We start from the raw sequence: 14,678 nt of genomic DNA on the forward strand, positions 1-14,678 counted from the left end.
ACCAACCGTAGGAGGCCAGCCCTCTGGCCGAATGTTCGCGCGGGGGGCAGCGCTCCTACAGCCGAGCCACCCTAAAAACTCGCGACATAACTGCGGAACCCGTTCAGCAACATTTGTACAGAAATCGAGATCAGAATCATCCCCATCAAACGCTCGATGGCTTTCAGGCCGCGTGCGCCTAACACCCGATAGAAGAAATTCGACGACATCAAAATCACGGCGGTAGCGCCCCACGCCATACCTAACGCGAGCACCCAATCCGCACTGCGGTCTGGTCCGGTTTCGGCCAGCAACACCAAGGTAGCAATTAATGACGGGCCCGCAATCAGGGGAACAGCTAAGGGGACGATTAATGGCTCGGCGTCATTGTCGTTGTCGCCCATTACTCCGCCGCGTGACGGAAAGATCATCCGTATGGCGATGATCAATAACACCAAGCCACCACCGATGGATACCGCTTCGCGGGTTAGGCCTAATACACTGAGAATGGATGAGCCAGCGAACAGGAACAGCAGCATGATGGCTAACGCGATCACCAGCTCGCGGGCCAGAATCCAATAGCGCCGTTTGTTGTCGATCTTCGCCAACACGGAGAGAAAAATGGGGATATTACCCAGCGGGTCCATGATTAAAAACAGTGTGACCGCAACCGCGAAGGTTTCCATATTAACTTCCTCAAAGACATACACGCAGACTAGCGGCGAATGTTGGTTTGGGCAAGGCTAGGCAAACCCCGAAAGCCCTGCCGTCATAGCATTCAGTGCCGAAAATGGCGAGTTTGCTATAAAAGAAGCGCTAGAATGAGGGCATGACTAAGATTAACTCGATAGAACTACAAGCAATACAGGACTGGCAACGCGCTCGATTGGCGCGTGACGCCAGGTTCGATGGCGTGTTCTTTGTCGCGGTAAAAACCACCGGAATATTTTGTCGCCCCATTTGTCCCGCCGTGCCACCGAAAGAACATAACGTTGAATACTTCACCCACGCTGTGCAGGCTTACGGCGCAGGTTATCGCCCGTGTTTGCGTTGTCGGCCTGACAGTGCCCCGGGTTCATGGGCGTGGCGCGGTACGGATACCACGTTTCAGCGTGCGTTGGCACTGATTGATGGCGGAGCTTTGCAGGGTGGCGATATGCCTGCCTTGGCCGAGCGCCTCGGTATCAGCGACCGCTATTTGCGTCGACTGTTTCAAACGCGGCTGGGCATGTCTCCAAAGGCGTACAGCCTGTTCGGGCAGGTGATGTTCGCCAAAAAGCTGCTGCATGAAACGGCACTGCCAATGATAGACGTTGCTGGCGCTGCGGGTTTTCAAAGCCTGAGACGTTTCAACGACGCCTGCCAGAAGCACCTAAAAATGACCCCCAGCGCCATTCGACGCCAAGGTGAACCGTCGTCGGACGTGCGACTTACGCTGGCCTACCGGCCGCCCCTGAATTGGCAGCACATGCTGGCTTTCTGGCGCGCCCGCGCTGTAGAAGGTTTGGAGTGGGTGACGGAGGACGCTTATGGGCGCACCTTTACCTTACCGGCGACGGACTATGCCCATGCGGCCAAGGGTTGGTTTGAATTCAGCCCCATCGCGGGCAAGCATGGTTTGGCGATGCGGGTAGAGGTCCATCCGCCATCGGCGCTGCGTGCGTTGGTGCATCGGGTACGGCAATTGTTGGACCTTGATGCCGATGTCATTGCCATCGAACAGCATTTAACGGACGCTACGGGGGCGGCTGATTGGCTCACGCCGGGGCTGCGTATTCCGGGTATATGGTCGCCATTTGAAGCGGGTGTACGTGCTATTTTGGGCCAGCAGGTCAGTGTGGCCGCTGCGCGCACGCACGTAACGCGTCTCGTCGAAGCCTTAGGTGAGCCGGTTGAGGCGCGGCATGTCCAGCGTTACTTTCCCGCTCCCGAGGTCATCGCCTCGAATCCGCTCGATATGCTCAAAATGCCGACAGCGCGACGCGATACGGTGCGCCGGTTTGCGGCGTGGTACGCCGAGCATGGCACAACAAGCAAGGTTGAAGACTGGCTGACGTTGAAAGGTATTGGCCGCTGGACAGTAGACTACGCGCGCATGCGTGCGTTGGGTGACCCGGATGTCTGGTTGGGTACAGACCTTGGCGTTAAAAAAGCGTTGGCAACTCGGGCCGATACCACCTTCGACGCCGACCGGTTGGCGCCATGGCGCAGTTATGCGACCTTCCATCTATGGAGCAAACTATAATGACCGACTTAATCTATACCCACATGGCCACCCCGGTTGGCAACTTGCTCATCAGCACCGACGGGAAATGTATCCAGCATATTCTGTTTGACGATGGCGCAGCGGCGGCAAAGCTGCAACAGCACGCAAGGCAAGACGCCCACCCGGTTCTGCAACTGGCCGAAGCCCAACTGGCGGAATATTTTTCCGGTGCGCGACAGGCCTTCGACCTACCGTTAAACGCGATCGGTACGGCCTTTCAACAGCGTGTCTGGAATGCCCTAAGCACCATTCCGTTTGGTCAAACCTGGGACTATGCACAGCTTGCACAGGCCATCGGTCAGCCCACGGCGGCGCGAGCGGTGGGCATGGCGAACGGCCGTAACCCACTGAGTATCGTGGTGCCGTGCCATCGGGTGATTGGTAAAAACGGCACCTTAACCGGGTATGCCGGTGGGTTAAACAGGAAAGCTTGGTTATTGGAACTTGAGCGCGCTGAAGGGCAGGTTCAGCGTCAATAACAATACTTCATGTTGATCCCCTGCTCGTCAAAGATCACCTTCATGGTTTCCAGGTCATAAGGGCTCAGGCCCAGCATATCCAGCACGAGGTCACGAATGTCTTCCCATTCATGATCGGTATCTTGGTGGCCGATGATGGCGTAGTTGCCACACATGTGTTCCGCCATTTTTAGAATGGCAAGCAGGACCAGTGAGTTCGCTTGTTTGGTGGAATGCCCGCGTGCTTCAAACAGATGGCGTACGTTGTGGTGGTCGGCAATGGCGGCGGCAATGTGCGTCGGTTGGTTCCAAGACCTTGCGCAGTAATAACCCACCACGGCATGGTTGGTTTTAAACACTTCATTTTCGCGGTCAATCACCCGTGCGTGTTGACCTGCGTAGGCTTCCTGAAGGACGGTAAAGTAATCGTCGAACCGTTTATACATCAGCGGAATACCGACATTATGGAACAGGCCGAGGTTGTAGGCTTCTTCCGGGCAGGAATAGCCTACTTGTTTGGCAATGGAAGCACTGACAATGGCAATGTCCATGGCGGTGTCCCAGAAGCGGTTCAGTTCGATGATGTCGGAATCGTTAAGTTCACCCTTGATGCTCAAGCCGTTGACGATGTTGCTGACGGTGTTCAGGCCCAATAACATGACGGCTTGATGGATGGACTGGATTTTATTGCTCAGCCCGTACAAAGGGGAGTTAACGATTTTCAGGATGGTGCCGGATAGGCCGACATCTTGCTTGATCAGGTCTGCAATACGGTCGATAGAAGGTTCCGGGTATACCTGTTCCATCTGCAAGTCGACCATGATTTGCGGCTGTGGTGGTATGACAATGCCTTGGAGAATCTGTTTGATCTGTTCTTCCGACAACTGCACTTGCGTCATGATGAATGCTCTCAGTTAGAGTTGGCCAGTGTATGCCATGTGTTTTCTGTCACCTCACGAAATATACGCAGGTGCTGAATGGCCGCAGAATTGATCGGTTGGAGTGCGGTGAGATCCGATGTCGTCTCGGTATCCACCGTGTGGGTTTCAAGCCAGGTCGCGGTCTGTTCCACGGTACTTTGCCATTCGTTCATGGGCAGCTCGAACGTCTCGACGATGCGCAACGTATCCGGTTGGGCCATCCAGTCGTGTAAGGCCGCCAGTGTCCCTTTGAAGCGAACATGGTCATGCATCGGGTGCAGCGCTAATCCGGGCTCACCGTTCAGGACGCGAGCACTGGCGCGCTCCACTTTCTCCAGTGCCAGAATCCAGTTGTCGATCAACCAGGTCAGTTGATAGGTGGTGGAGTAAGTGCGGCGGACATTGCTGATCCGGGCTGGCCAGTTGTCTTGCCAGATTTCTGCTTGCGTCAGCAAGTCGTTGGTGATCAGGCGTAATAAACCGGCGCGTCGGGTCGTGCTGGCACCTTCCTCGGTGGTCATGATGAAATCGTCGGCTGAGCGGGGTTCCACACCAAATAACAGTACCTCAACGGCATACAGGCCTAGGGCGACTTCTTCCTCAAAGCTGATTTGATGCTGCACTTCCAAGCTTTCCAGGCTCAAGGTGACCGTGTTGTCGTTAACTATGCCGGTATCAGCGTAGTCTGGAATGCTGTCGAGATAACCGGGTAACGCTGGCGCTGCAACCGTGCGTTGATAGCGCGCGGCGAAATTAGTAGCACTGTCGGTGGCGAGTGGTCGGTGGCTGCATAAATCGGCCATGCCCCATTTTTCGGCGGCCAGCTGCCAACTGCTCTGTGTTTGCGCCAAGCCCGCTGCGGAGGGCTCATTGAGGAAGCTGTCCGTATCAATGGCCAGCGTCAGCACGGCCTCTTTAAACTCGCCATAGCCATCCTGGCAGCGCTGCAAGGACTGCAACTGCCAGGTCAGATAGAGGTCATCCGTTGGGCTGACGATGGATGGGTCAATGGGTACGACGTCTTCTACATCCACCTGTGGGGCATCCGTTTCCGGCAGCGCGGCCGGTTCTTGCGTACACGCCATCAACGACAGCGCCGTTAAGGCCATTAACGGAGCGTAATAACGGGCCATCCGAGTTCCTCAGCAATGGTTTTCAATGTTGGATCCGGGTCCACGGCAACGGGGTGATCCACGTTCTTCAATAAAGGTAGGTCATTATGACTGTCGCTGTAAAAATAACGCTCTGTAAATTCCACATCGCGTTCGGTGAGCCAGGCGTTCAGGCGGGTGATTTTCCCATCCTGAAAGGCAGGAACACCGGCAATCTTTCCCGTATAACCCTGTGCATCACTCTCGAGTTCAGTAGCAATCAAATGTGGAATAGCCAACAACGCTGCAATAGGCTCGGTGACAAAGCGGTTGGTGGCCGTAATGATGATCAGTTCATCGCCTTGCGCCCGGTGTTGGGCCAATAACGTGGCTGTGCCCGGGGCAATCATCGGCGTGATCACGTCGGCCACAAACTGTTTGCGTAGGCGTTCGCGTGCTGCAAAGGATAGGCGCTGCAACGGTTCGGTAACAAAGGCTACGTATTCGTGAATGTTCAGCGCGCCCGCCAGATACTGTTGATAAAACCGGTCATTCTGGGTCGCATGTACCTCGGCACTGACGACGCCCTGTTGTACCAGATAAGCACCCCAAGCGTGGTCACTGTCGCCCGCGAGTAAGGTGTTGTCGAGGTCAAAAATTGCCAGATTCAAGGCCGTACATCTCCGCATTTAATGCTGCATTATGCCATTTAACCGACCGTCCGGCACCCGTGCTAGCGCTTTCATGAGAAGTTTTTAGTGGTTGTTCGAAAGGTGATCGACGATCCGCAGTCAAGTTGCCTGACACGCCTTCATTGTGAAACAATCAGCGCAATTAAACCAAATTGAGTGCACTATTATGATCGACGTGGATGGTTTCCGCCCAAACGTCGGCATCATTCTGGCAAACGCTAGAGGTCAGGTGCTTTGGGCTCGACGCATTGGGCAAGATGCGTGGCAGTTCCCGCAAGGCGGTATTCGCGCGGACGAAACCCCCTTGCAGGCCCTATACCGAGAATTGGGCGAAGAAGTCGGCTTAACCCCGGACGATGTGGAGGTGATTGCCTGCACCCGTGGTTGGTTAAAGTATCGTTTGCCGAAACGATTATTGCGTCACAACAGTTTGCCGGTGTGTATTGGGCAAAAACAGAAGTGGTTTTTATTACGCATGACCTGCCGCGATCAGAAAGTAAACTTTTCGGGCAGTGATACCCCGGAATTTGATGGCTGGCAATGGGTAAGCTACTGGTATCCCTTGGCACAGGTGGTGTCATTTAAAAAACAGGTTTATCGTCAGGCCCTGGCTGAGCTGGCCCCGCGATTGGCCAAAGAATTAAAAGGATACTCTATTGAACATGCTAACCACGCTGAAGCGGATCGTACAGGAAGTTACTAGCGCTAAGGATCTCACGAGCGCCCTGAATGTCATTGTCGAACGCGTACGCGACGCGATGGACGTTCAGGTGTGCTCGATATTCCTGTTTGATGACAAATCGCGCCGCTATGTGCTGATGGCGACCGAGGGGTTAAACAAACAGGAAGTTGGCCAAGTCTCCTTGGGCAGCAATGAGGGTATCATTGCCTTGGTGGGTAAGCGTGAAGAACCCATCAACCTTGAAGATGCACCCAACCACCCGTCGTTTCACTATGTCTCCTCGCTCGGTGAAGAGCCCTTTAATGCCTTCTTGGCGGCCCCGATCATTCACCAAAAACGGTTGCTGGGCGTTATTACGGCGCAGCGACCGGAGCGGCGCCGCTTTGACGAGGGTGAAGAAGCTTTTCTGGTGACCATTTCGGCCCAGTTGGCGAGCGTCATTGCGCATGCGGAAGCATCAGGCCAAGACATCAATGGAGTGCTTTCGGGTATCAGTCAGCGTGATGTCCGCTTTGAAGGGGTGGCTGGCGCTACCGGGGTAGCTATCGGTACGGCCGTCTTGGTGATGTCTCCGGCAGACTTGCAGGAAATCCCGGCGCGCCGCACAGATGACATTCCCGGCGAGAAGCTGCGTTTGCAACAGGCATTGGAACAGGTCAAAAACGATATTCGCCGCGCGGGTGAAAAACTGGCGTCTGAATTACGTCCGGAAGAACAAGCGCTGTTCGACGTGTATCTGAATATGTTGGACGACCAAGCCCTGGGTGCGGAAGTGCAATCGGTTATTGATGGTGGTGAATGGGCTGAGGGAGCATTAGCCCAGGTCATTAACGGATATTCACAGCACTTTTCGGATATGGAAGATGCGTATTTACGCGAGCGGGCCACCGACATTCGGGATTTGGGGCGTCGAGTGCTCAGTTATTTACGTGCCGAAGACGCCGGACCACGCACCCTGCCCGACAATGCCATCATCATTGGCGAGGATTTAACGCCCGCCATTTTGGGCGAGGTCGATGAAGCGCATTTGGCTGGCATCATTTCCATTCAGGGTTCGTCCAATTCGCACATTGCCATTTTAGCGCGTGCCATGGGCATTCCGACCGTAATGGGTATGGTTGACCTGCCGTACCGCGAAATCGAAGGTCAGCAGTTGGTGGTCGATGGCTACCGTGGACACGTCTACGTTAATCTTTCCGATGAACGGCTGCGCCACTTCCAAGAAATCGTTCTAGAAGAGAAGGCGTTCGAGGCCGAACTTGAAACTCAAAAAGACCTGCCCTGCACAACGCTGGATGGCACCGATATTTCGTTGATGGTCAACACCGGTTTGTTGACCGACGTGTATCGCTCCTTAGACCGCGGGGCCGAAGGTGTTGGGCTGTATCGTACCGAAGTGTCCTTCATGATGCAGGAGCGTTTCCCTTCGGAAGCCGAACAAACGGTGATTTACCGACAGCAGTTGGAGGCCTTTGCACCGCGTCCGGTGACCATGCGTACGTTGGATATTGGCGGCGATAAAGCACTGCCTTATTTCCCAATTGAAGAAGAAAACCCGTTCTTGGGCTGGCGCGGCATTCGCGTAACACTCGACCACCCAGAAATTTTTCTCGTACAAATTCGCGCCATGATTCGGGCCAGTGAGGGGCTGGATAACCTCCGGATTATGTTGCCGATGATCACCAGTGTCAGTGAATTAGACGAAGCACTGCACTTGGTGTATCGCGCCTTGTTTGAATTGCAGGAAGAAAATGTGCCGGTGACCATGCCGGAAATTGGCATGATGATTGAGGTTCCCGCCACGGTTTATCAAACGCGCGCCTATGCCTCGCGGGTAGATTTCCTGTCAGTGGGTTCCAACGATTTAACACAGTATCTGTTGGCGGTTGACCGCAATAACCCGCGTGTGGCCGGTTTGTACAGCAGCTTCCACCCGGCAGTGTTGACTGCCCTGAAATACATTGTGGATGTGGCGGCCGAAGAAGGTACGCCGGTATCCATTTGTGGTGAAATGGCCGGTGATCCGGCCGGTGCCGTGGTGCTGGTAGGCTTGGGTTATGACACCCTATCGATGAACAGTGCGAGCTTGTTGCGCGTGAAGTCGATGCTGCGTGAAATCGACATGACCTGGGCGCGCGATTTGGCCGCCGAAGTGCTGACCTTGGAAGATCCGCTGGTAATTAAGAGTACAGTAGAGCTGGCATTGAAGGATGCAGGGGTGAGCTTAGCCGGTGTTACCTTTAACCGGGATCGCTGGTCTTAAAAGCCTCTGCTGATACACCTAAGACGCGATCCCTCTGACCGAATTTTCGCGCGGAGGGCCGCGCTCCTACGGTAAATGGTTCGCGCATACACATTATGCGGTACTTCTTTTCGTAGGAGGCCAGCCCTCTGGCCGAACCAAATTGTATTAACTGCGCGCGGTACGCTTCCGCGCGTTCTCTTGCAGTTCTTTCTTGCGCAAGCGAATGCTTTTTGGTGTTACTTCAACCAATTCATCGTCCTGGATGAATTCCAGTGCTTGTTCCAACGTCATCCGAACAGGTGGCGTCAGCAACAACGCATCGTCCTTACCGGACGCACGCACGTTGGTGAGCTGCTTGGCTTTTGTGGGGTTAACCACTAAGTCATTGTCGCGGCTGTGCAAGCCGATGATCATGCCTTCATAGACTTCTTCGTTGGCACCAATGTACAAGCGACCACGATCCTGCAGCGTGAACAGGGCGTAGGCCAGCGACTTACCTTGCACCATCGACACCAATACACCATTTTGGCGTTCGCCCGCTGTAGACGGGTTGATCGGGCCGTAATGGTCAAAAATACTCGTCAATATGCCGGAACCTGACGTGAGCGTCAGAAACAGCGAGCGGAAACCGATCAGGCCACGTGCGGGCATGATGAAGTCCAAACGTACACGGCCTTTGCCATCGGGAATCATGTTCTTCAGTTCTGCGCGGCGCTCACCGAGTTCCTGCATGACCGATCCTTGGTGTTGTTCTTCAACATCCACCACCACTTGCTCGTAAGGCTCTTGCTTAACACCGTCAATTTCTTTGATCACAACTTGCGGGCGACCCACGGCCAATTCAAAGCCTTCGCGGCGCATGTTTTCAATCAACACCGACAAGTGCAATTCGCCACGGCCTGATACTTTGAACTTCTCTGGCGTATCGCCTTCCTCCACGCGCAAGGCAACGTTACTGAGCAGTTCACGGTCTAGGCGTTCACGGATGTTGCGGCTGGTAACGAACTTGCCTTCTTTACCGGCGAACGGTGAATCGTTGACTTGAAAGGTCATCGATACGGTAGGTTCATCAACAGTCAGCGGTGGCAAGGCTTCAATCGCATCCGGGCTGCACAGCGTATCGGAAATGAACAGTTCTTCCATACCGGTGATGCAGATGATGTCACCGGCTTCGGCTTGATCGACTTCCACGCGCTCCAAACCATGGTAACCCATGACTTGCAGAATACGGCCGTTACGGACTTTGCCTTTCACATCAATGGCTTTTACCTGCGTGTTGGGCTTCACTTTACCGCGTGTTACCCGGCCAATGCCGATGATGCCAACATAGCTGTTGTAGTCCAAGGCCGAAATTTGCATCTGGAATGGGCCTTCAGGGTCAACCTGAGGGCAGGGGACTTTATCGACCACCAACTGCAGCAGTGGGGTCATGTCGTCGGCCATATTGTCGGCTTCCATACCGGCCACGCCGTTCAAGGCTGACGCGTAAATAACGGGGAAGTCGAGTTGTTCTTCGGTCGCGCCGAGGTTGTCGAACAGGTCAAACACCTGATCCAACACCCAATCAGGGCGTGCGCCTGGGCGGTCGATTTTGTTGATAACGACGATAGGGCGCAAGCCACGTTCAAAGGCTTTCTGCGTAACGAAGCGCGTTTGTGGCATTGGGCCGTCCATTGCGTCTACCAGCAACAGTACGGAGTCAACCATCGACATAACACGCTCTACTTCACCGCCGAAGTCGGCGTGTCCGGGGGTGTCCACGATGTTTATGCGGTAATCGTGCCAGCGAATGGCGGTGTTTTTGGCCAAGATCGTGATGCCACGTTCTTTCTCTTGGTCATTGGAGTCCATGACCCGCTCAGAGCCTTGGTCTTTCCGGCCTAAGGTGCCAGATTGTTGCAGCAGCTTATCTACGAGCGTGGTTTTGCCATGGTCAACGTGGGCGATGATGGCGATGTTACGAAGATTGTCGATCACAGGAGCGGGTCCGTCTTAAAAAGGGCTTGGGCATTGTACGGATTTCCTATGATTGCTCAATGAATAACCGGTAAATTCGTAAAATAAAGTCATTTTGTGATCATTATGGTGTATTTGCAGGCTGCAGGCCGTTACCAGGCCAAGAACTTGTCAAGACAAGGCTTGGCCTGTAGTATGCGCCCTCTTTTTTGCAGCGTACGCTGCCCTTGTTTGGCTACACCGCTTAGCTGCCTTTGCCAGACACCCACCGACGACAGAGAAGAAGCCCGTGCTTGTTACGCCGCCCTAGCGTTCACCATTTATCAGTTTGCTTTAATCACGTTAAAGCAAGCATCGTTGTCCAACAACGTCATCCTGTTCTGTCAGGCTGTGATATAGCATGTTATTGGGTATGTGCGGGTAAGATATTCAGAAAGATCCGCGGTTAGTCCATTAGCACATAGTTCCGAAGCAGAACGTCCGTTTTAAACCATCGATCTAACCCTGTGGAAATAAATTATTATGTGGCAACCCCTTAGAACGACTTGGTTCTCAAATTTGCGTGGTGATGTGTTGGCCGCCATGGTGGTGGCGCTAGCGCTTATTCCCGAAGCCGTCGCGTTTTCCATTATCGCCGGCGTCGATCCGAAAGTGGGCCTGTATGCTTCGTTTTGTATTCTCGTGGTGACCGCCTTTATGGGCGGGCGTCCGGGTATGATTTCGGCAGCCACCGGCGCCATGGCTCTGTTGATGGTCACGCTGGTTCGTGAGCATGGCTTGCAGTACCTGTTGGCAGCAACGGTACTGACGGGGCTATTGCAGATCATTGCCGGTTATCTGAAATTGGCCAATCTGATGCGTTTTGTGTCGCGCTCGGTGGTGACCGGATTTGTGAATGCGCTGGCGATTTTGATCTTTCTGGCACAGGTGCCCGAGTTTACGGGTGAAAATTTTAGTGCCATGGTCATTGTGTTCATTGCCGCCGGTTTGGCGATCATTTATGGCTTTCCCTATATCACCAAGGCCATTCCGTCACCCTTGGTGGCGCTGGTTGTACTGACCATTGTCGCCATCTACTTTGGTGTGGATTTGCGTACCGTCGGCGACATGGGTGAGCTGCCCGACACCTTGCCGATTTTCCTCATACCGGATATTCCGCTGAACCTAGAAACCCTGTTCATTATCTTTCCTTATGCCATCACCATGGCGGTGGTGGGTTTGCTGGAGTCCATGATGACCGCCACCATTGTGGACGATTTAACCGACACGCCCAGCGATAAAAATCGTGAATCGAAAGGTCAGGGCTACGCCAATATTGTTACCGGGTTTTTCGGTGGCATGGCGGGTTGCGCGATGATTGGACAGTCCATCATCAACATCAAATCCGGTGGTCGGACGCGGCTTTCGACTTTGTTAGCCGGTATCTTCTTGATGTTCCTCATTGTGTTTTTAGGGCCTTGGGTGTCGCAAATTCCTATGGGTGCCTTGGTCGCGGTGATGATCATGGTGTCCATCGGTACCTTCAGTTGGAGCTCGATTACCGACCTGAAAAAACACCCGCTCAGTACCAACATTGTCATGGTCGTAACGGTCGTTGTGGTGGTGTACACCCACAACTTGGCCATTGGTGTGTTCGTGGGTATCTTGCTGGCCGCCATGTTCTTTGCCGATAAAGTCGGCCATTACATGCATGTGGCAAAAGAGCTCGACAGCTCAGGTACGGAGCGTCGTTACTTGGTGGTGGGGCAAGTGTTCTTTTCCTCGTCTGATAAGTTCGTGGCATCGTTCGACTTTAAAGAAGCCATTGATAAGGTGGTGATTGATCTGTCACACGCGCATTTCTGGGACATCACGGCTGTTGGCGCGTTGGATAAAGTGGTATTGAAATTTCGCCGTGAAGGGACAGCGGTTGAAGTGATCGGTATGAACGAAGCGAGTGAAACCATCGTGGATCGGTTTGGTGAACACGATAAACCGGAAGCTTTGGAAAAACTGCTCAGTGGCGGTCATTAATGGCCGAACAACCGGTAGGCAGTCCACTGTTAAACGGTTAAGCTGAACTTGGCTTGCCACACGAGGAGAACGACAATGACAGATATGGTCATGGCCTGTATCGATGGCTCTGATGCTTCACCCTCCGTATGCGATTACGCCACCTGGGTGGCGCGTCGCCTGAACGCACCGCTCACCTTTTTGCATGTGCTGGATCACAGTGAATACCCGCTGCAGTCCAACTTAAGCGGTGCCATCGGTTTGGGCGCGCGTGAAGCCTTATTGGAAGAGCTGACCGTGCTCGACGAACAGCGCAATAAGCTCGCCTTGGAGCAAGGCAAAGTGATGCTGGCCGCGGCGCAAGAACAAGCCGAAGCTGCGGGCATTGCTGGCACGCTGACCCGGCAGCGCCATGGGCATCTGGTGGAAGCCCTGCTTGATGTTGAAGCAGAAACACGGGTGTTTGTGATGGGGCGCGAAGGCGAGCATCCCGCCCAGCACCATGTCGGCAGCCATGTTGAAAACGTGGTGCGCAGCGTGCACCGGCCTATTCTGATAACTGTGAGTGATTTTCGTGCGCCGAGCGCCGTGATGGTAGCCTTCGATGGCAGCGAAACCATGCGCAAGGGTATGGCGATGATTGCCGCCAGCCCCTTGTTACAAGGCTTGCCGGTGCATGTGGTGAAAGTGGGTGACGATAAACCCGCCTGCCATGAACAGCTCGCATGGGCGCATGACGTACTGCAAGCCGCGGGTTTGGATGTGCAAACCACCTTACTGCAAGGTGAAGTCGAAACCGCTTTGGCGCAGTTTAAAAAAGCCCACAACATCGACTTTATGGTGATGGGCGCTTATGGCCATTCACGCATTCGCGAACTCTTGTTGGGCAGCATGACCACCAAAATGATCCGCCATGCGGATATCCCCATGCTGGTGTTGCGGTAGTGCTCTCCTAAATCCTTCAACACAGATTAAACTGATGGGTAGGCGTGGCGCAGGGCGTATGCCTCAAGGCGCGACTCCCGGCCTGCCGTGGAGCGCCGGAGGCATACCCCGAGAGCCAACGCCTAAAGTATGCCCTGCTGCTAATCCGTCATTCAATTCTTCAGCTGTGCAAACGAACGCGCCGCTGCAGCTATCGTAGCGTCGATCACTTCATCCGTATGAGCGGCTGACATAAAGCCTGCTTCAAAGCTCGACGGCGCCAAATACACGCCTTCTTCCAGCATTAAATGGAAGAACTTATTGAAACGTGGAACATCACAGGCCATCACTTGCTCGAAGCGGGTAATGTTAGGTTCATCGGTGAAGAAAAAGCCAAACATGCTGCCCGCTTGGTTGGTGGTCAGGCCAATGCCGGCATCCTGAGCGGCTTGCTTCATGCCATCCAGCAGGCGCGTGGTACTGGCGGTTAAGCGGTCATAAAAGCCGGGCTGGGTGATGGCCTGCATCATGGCTAAGCCCGCGGCCATGGCGATGGGGTTACCCGACAACGTACCGGCTTGATACACCGGGCCGACCGGCGCCAGCACCGACATGATTTCTCGCTTACCCCCGAAGGCACCGACGGGCATACCGCCACCAACCACTTTGCCTAGGCACGTCATGTCCGGAATGACGTTATACAACGCTTGCGCGCCACCCAAAGCACAACGGAAACCACTCATGACTTCGTCAAAAATCAACACGGCACCGTGCTCGGTACAGAGGCGACGTAAGGCTTCCAGAAATCCCGGTGCGGGCGGAATGCAGTTCATATTCCCAGCAACGGGTTCGACAATTACGGTGGCGATTTCGCTGCCCTTGGCGGCAAAGAAGGTTTCTAAGGCGTCGAGGTCGTTGTAGGGCAGGGTGGCGGTGTGTTTGGCGAAGTCGGCGGGTACGCCGGGAGACGTGGGCTCTCCCAACGTCAGTAATCCAGAACCGGCCTTAACCAGCAATCCATCGGCATGGCCGTGGTAGCAACCTTCAAATTTGACGATCAGATCACGGCCCGTATAACCCCGCGCCACGCGGATGGCCGACATGGTGGCTTCGGTACCGGAATTCACCATGCGCACCAAGTCCATCGATGGCACCAGCTCGGTGAGTTTGAACGCCATCTCGACTTCCAATACCGTAGGGGCGCCAAAGGTGATGGCTTTGTCGAGTTGGGTACGAATAGCATCGAGAATGGGCTGTGCGCCGTGGCCGAGAATCAACGGGCCGAACGACAGCACATAGTCGATGTACGCTTTGCCATTCACGTCATACAGATGCGCTCCAGCGCCATGATCGAAAAATACAGGGTCGCCGCCGACACTCTTAAAAGCGCGCACGGGTGAATTCACGCCACCAGGAATTACCTGTTGGGCGCGTTGAAAAAGATCCGCAGAAGTGGTCATCAATGGGCTCCCG

General features: G+C 54.3%; 12 protein-coding genes. 6 read left to right on the top strand and 6 right to left on the bottom strand.

The genetic code is table 11. The annotated features are described in order from the left end of the window. Window positions 1–71 precede the first annotated feature (71 nt). Window positions 72–665: a YhgN family NAAT transporter gene (locus ACFOSD_RS06600; RefSeq protein WP_380692455.1), complete on the bottom strand. Its 594-nt coding sequence runs from the start codon at window positions 663–665 to the stop codon at window positions 72–74. A gap of 143 nt (window positions 666–808) precedes the next feature. Here ACFOSD_RS06600 and ACFOSD_RS06605 point away from each other — a divergent pair, with 143 nt between their 5' ends. Then, complete coding sequence (locus ACFOSD_RS06605) at window positions 809–2,224, top strand: DNA-3-methyladenine glycosylase 2 family protein (protein ID WP_380692454.1); 1,416 nt, start codon at window positions 809–811, stop codon at window positions 2,222–2,224. Then, window positions 2,224–2,724, top strand: coding sequence for a methylated-DNA--[protein]-cysteine S-methyltransferase (locus tag ACFOSD_RS06610; protein ID WP_380692453.1), 501 nt, complete (start codon window positions 2,224–2,226; stop codon window positions 2,722–2,724). The genes ACFOSD_RS06605 and ACFOSD_RS06610 overlap by 1 nt, the downstream gene beginning before the upstream one ends. Here ACFOSD_RS06610 and ACFOSD_RS06615 read toward each other — a convergent pair. Genes ACFOSD_RS06615 through ACFOSD_RS06625 form a run of 3 tightly spaced genes read right to left on the bottom strand, consistent with a single transcriptional unit; the run spans window position 2,718 to window position 5,385 of the window. Further along, the gene (locus ACFOSD_RS06615) at window positions 2,718–3,602 is read right to left on the bottom strand and encodes an HDOD domain-containing protein (protein WP_380692451.1); all 885 of its coding nucleotides are present in this window, start codon (window positions 3,600–3,602) and stop codon (window positions 2,718–2,720) included. The genes ACFOSD_RS06610 and ACFOSD_RS06615 overlap by 7 nt on opposite strands. An 11-nt stretch (window positions 3,603–3,613) precedes the next feature. After that, window positions 3,614–4,756 (bottom strand): imelysin family protein, encoded by a 1,143-nt coding sequence (locus ACFOSD_RS06620; RefSeq protein WP_380692450.1) that lies wholly within the window; start codon window positions 4,754–4,756, stop codon window positions 3,614–3,616. Beyond that, window positions 4,732–5,385 (bottom strand): histidinol-phosphatase, encoded by a 654-nt coding sequence (locus tag ACFOSD_RS06625; protein ID WP_380692448.1) that lies wholly within the window; start codon window positions 5,383–5,385, stop codon window positions 4,732–4,734. The genes ACFOSD_RS06620 and ACFOSD_RS06625 overlap by 25 nt, the downstream gene beginning before the upstream one ends. A gap of 187 nt (window positions 5,386–5,572) precedes the next feature. Here ACFOSD_RS06625 and ACFOSD_RS06630 point away from each other — a divergent pair, with 187 nt between their 5' ends. Together ACFOSD_RS06630 and ptsP are read left to right on the top strand one after the other, a co-directional pair. Continuing rightward, window positions 5,573–6,109 (top strand): RNA pyrophosphohydrolase, encoded by a 537-nt coding sequence (locus ACFOSD_RS06630; RefSeq protein WP_380692447.1) that lies wholly within the window; start codon window positions 5,573–5,575, stop codon window positions 6,107–6,109. Continuing rightward, window positions 6,069–8,351, top strand: coding sequence for a phosphoenolpyruvate--protein phosphotransferase (gene ptsP / locus ACFOSD_RS06635; RefSeq protein ID WP_380694932.1), 2,283 nt, complete (start codon window positions 6,069–6,071; stop codon window positions 8,349–8,351). Before ACFOSD_RS06630 ends, ptsP begins: the two co-directional genes overlap by 41 nt. 147 nt (window positions 8,352–8,498) lie before the next feature. On the opposite strand, the gene typA is transcribed toward ptsP, so the two are convergent. Continuing rightward, on the bottom strand, window positions 8,499–10,310 hold the full coding sequence (gene typA, locus ACFOSD_RS06640) for a translational GTPase TypA (protein ID WP_380692445.1): 1,812 nt from the start codon (window positions 10,308–10,310) through the stop codon (window positions 8,499–8,501). Between the two features lie 501 nt (window positions 10,311–10,811). Between typA and ACFOSD_RS06645 the strand changes: the two genes are divergently transcribed. Together ACFOSD_RS06645 and ACFOSD_RS06650 are read left to right on the top strand one after the other, a co-directional pair. Then, window positions 10,812–12,302 carry a SulP family inorganic anion transporter gene (locus tag ACFOSD_RS06645; RefSeq protein ID WP_380692443.1) on the top strand — a complete coding sequence of 497 codons (1,491 nt, stop codon included), beginning with the start codon at window positions 10,812–10,814 and terminating at the stop codon, window positions 12,300–12,302. A gap of 75 nt (window positions 12,303–12,377) precedes the next feature. Then, on the top strand, window positions 12,378–13,226 hold the full coding sequence (locus ACFOSD_RS06650; protein WP_380692442.1) for a universal stress protein: 849 nt from the start codon (window positions 12,378–12,380) through the stop codon (window positions 13,224–13,226). Window positions 13,227–13,378: 152 nt separating this feature from the next. Here the strand turns inward: ACFOSD_RS06650 and hemL are convergent, their stop codons facing one another. Then, a complete protein-coding gene (gene hemL / locus ACFOSD_RS06655; RefSeq protein ID WP_380692441.1) occupies window positions 13,379–14,665 on the bottom strand; it encodes a glutamate-1-semialdehyde 2,1-aminomutase in 1,287 nt (428 codons plus the stop codon). Window positions 14,666–14,678 lie beyond the last annotated feature (13 nt).

It is taken from the genome of Salinispirillum marinum (genome assembly GCF_042650105.1).
In the GTDB taxonomy this organism is placed as follows: Bacteria; Pseudomonadota; Gammaproteobacteria; order Pseudomonadales; family Natronospirillaceae; genus Salinispirillum; species Salinispirillum marinum.

Bases quoted from the DNA above. Each gene is read 5' to 3' on its own strand.
- ACFOSD_RS06600 (WP_380692455.1), bottom strand. From the start codon at position 665: ATGGAAACCTTCGCGGTTGCGGTCACACTGTTTTTAATCATGGACCCG.
- ACFOSD_RS06605 (WP_380692454.1), top strand. From the start codon at position 809: ATGACTAAGATTAACTCGATAGAACTACAAGCAATACAGGACTGGCAA.
- ACFOSD_RS06610 (WP_380692453.1), top strand. From the start codon at position 2,224: ATGACCGACTTAATCTATACCCACATGGCCACCCCGGTTGGCAACTTG.
- ACFOSD_RS06615 (WP_380692451.1), bottom strand. From the start codon at position 3,602: ATGACGCAAGTGCAGTTGTCGGAAGAACAGATCAAACAGATTCTCCAA.
- ACFOSD_RS06620 (WP_380692450.1), bottom strand. From the start codon at position 4,756: ATGGCCCGTTATTACGCTCCGTTAATGGCCTTAACGGCGCTGTCGTTG.
- ACFOSD_RS06630 (WP_380692447.1), top strand. From the start codon at position 5,573: ATGATCGACGTGGATGGTTTCCGCCCAAACGTCGGCATCATTCTGGCA.
- ptsP (WP_380694932.1), top strand. From the start codon at position 6,069: ATGCTAACCACGCTGAAGCGGATCGTACAGGAAGTTACTAGCGCTAAG.
- ACFOSD_RS06645 (WP_380692443.1), top strand. From the start codon at position 10,812: ATGTGGCAACCCCTTAGAACGACTTGGTTCTCAAATTTGCGTGGTGAT.
- ACFOSD_RS06650 (WP_380692442.1), top strand. From the start codon at position 12,378: ATGACAGATATGGTCATGGCCTGTATCGATGGCTCTGATGCTTCACCC.
- hemL (WP_380692441.1), bottom strand. From the start codon at position 14,665: ATGACCACTTCTGCGGATCTTTTTCAACGCGCCCAACAGGTAATTCCT.